This is a genomic window from Longimicrobium sp. (assembly GCF_036554565.1).
Lineage (GTDB): Bacteria > Gemmatimonadota > Gemmatimonadetes > Longimicrobiales > Longimicrobiaceae > Longimicrobium.
Window position 1 is genome coordinate 1 of record NZ_DATBNB010000059.1, and the last position, 1,873, is coordinate 1,873.

Here is a 1,873-nt window from a genome sequence, read left to right on the forward strand (position 1 = left end):
GGCGCTGCCGCACATCGATCGCGAAACGATGGCCCCCGCGGCCGGGTTGCGCCGCGGCGCGTACGTGCTGGCGGATGCGGAGGGCGGCGACCCGCACGCCATCCTGATCGCCAGCGGCTCGGAAGTCGCGGTCGCCCTGGAGGCGCGGACCGCGCTGGAGTCTGATGGAATCCGCGCGCGGGTGGTGAGCATGCCCAGCTGGGCGCTCTTTGCCCAGCAGCCCAGGGAGTATCGCGACGAGGTGATCCCGCCGGCCGTCAAGGCGCGCGTGGCCATCGAAGCCGCGCACCCCATGGGCTGGCACCGCTGGGTGGGCGAGGGCGAGGTGATCGGGATCAGCCACTTCGGCGCCTCGGCGCCGGCGACGCGCGTGTTCCAGGAGCTGGGCTTCAGCGCCGAGAACGTCGCGGCCAAGGCCAAGGGGCTGCTGGGGATCGGCAGCGGCCACGCGCAGGGCGCCGGCGACGCCGGGCCGACGGCGCACGGGACGGACGAACACTGAACCAGTGCGAAAGTGCGAAAGTACCAAGTGCGAAAGTAACTGCAGTTCACTCTCGCACTCTCGCACTCTCGCACTCTCGCACTCTCGCACTTTCGCACTTTCACCCCCGACGGGGAGAGCGATAACACCATGGCCGAAACCAAGCATCCGACCGACGCGGTGCGCGATGAGGGCAATCCGCTGCACGAGCTTCACGCGCTGGGGCAGAGCGTGTGGCTGGACTACATCCGCCGCGGCATCCTGGACAACGGCGAGCTGGAGGAGATGATCCGCCGCTACGACCTGCGCGGCGTGACCTCCAATCCCTCCATCTTCGAGCAGGCCATCGGCGACAGCACCGACTACGACGACGCCGTGGGCGAGCTGGCGGCGTCGCAGGCGGGCGCGTCTGCCGCGTACGAGTCGCTGGCGGTGGAGGACATCCGCCGCGCCTGCGACCTGTTCCGCGGCGTGTACGATCGCGCCGAGGGCCAGGACGGCTTCGTTTCGCTGGAAGTATCTCCCGAGCTGGCGCACGACACGCAGGGCACGCTGGACGAGGCACGGCGCCTCCGCGAGGCGGTGGACCGGCCCAACCTGATGATCAAGGTGCCGGGCACCGAGGCGGGCATCCCCGCCATCGAGCAGCTGCTGGCGGACGGCTTCAACGTCAACATCACCCTGCTGTTCTCGGTGAAGAACTACGAGCAGGTGATGGAGGCGTACCTGCGCGGACTGGAGCGGCGTCAGCAGGCCGGGCAGCCGCTGGACCGCGTAGCGTCGGTCGCATCGTTCTTCGTGTCGCGCGTGGACTCGGCCGTGGATGCGCAGTTGGAGAAGCTCGCGTGCTCGGCCGCGGACGACGGGCAGGCGGCGCTTGCCCGTGCGATGTCCGGTAAGGCGGCCGTCGCGAACGCCAAGCTGGCGTACGAGCGCTTCGCCCAGGTGTTCTCGGGTGCGCGGTGGGAGCGGCTGGCCTCCGCCGGTGCCCGGGTGCAGAGGCCGCTGTGGGCCAGCACTTCCACCAAGAGCGCGGCGTACCGCGACGTAATCTACGTGGAGGAGCTGATCGGTCCACACACGGTGAACACCATGCCGCTGAACACCGTGGAGGCCTTCGCCGACCACGGGGTGGCGCGGCGGACCGTGGACCAGGACGTGGAGGCGGCCCACCAGGACCTGCGCACGCTGGCGGACCTTGGCATCGACATGGACGCGGTGACCGACCAGCTGCAGCGCGAGGGCGTCGACAAGTTCATCAAGTCGTTCCGCGAGCTGATCGGCTCGGTGGAAAGCAAGCTGGCGCGCGTGGCCCAGGGCGCCTGATTCCGCCGTTCTCGACGTTCGAAGCTCCCCGGCCGTTCGCGGCTGGGGAGCTTTTTCGTACCCCAT

At 69.4% G+C, this 1,873-nt stretch carries 2 protein-coding genes; both read left to right on the forward strand.

Translation table 11 applies throughout. From position 1 onward, the window contains the following. The coding region (locus VIB55_RS01570; protein ID WP_331874904.1) for a transketolase-like TK C-terminal-containing protein at nucleotides 1-502 on the forward strand (502 nt) is incomplete at its 5' end. 129 nt (nucleotides 503-631) lie between these two features. Continuing rightward, nucleotides 632-1,807: a transaldolase gene (tal, locus tag VIB55_RS01575; RefSeq protein WP_331874905.1), complete on the forward strand. Its 1,176-nt coding sequence runs from the start codon at nucleotides 632-634 to the stop codon at nucleotides 1,805-1,807. Nucleotides 1,808-1,873: the final 66 nt, after the last annotated feature.

Excerpts from the sequence above, each read along its gene's own strand:
- tal (WP_331874905.1), top strand. The coding sequence starts at position 632 with ATGGCCGAAACCAAGCATCCGACCGACGCGGTGCGCGATGAGGGCAAT.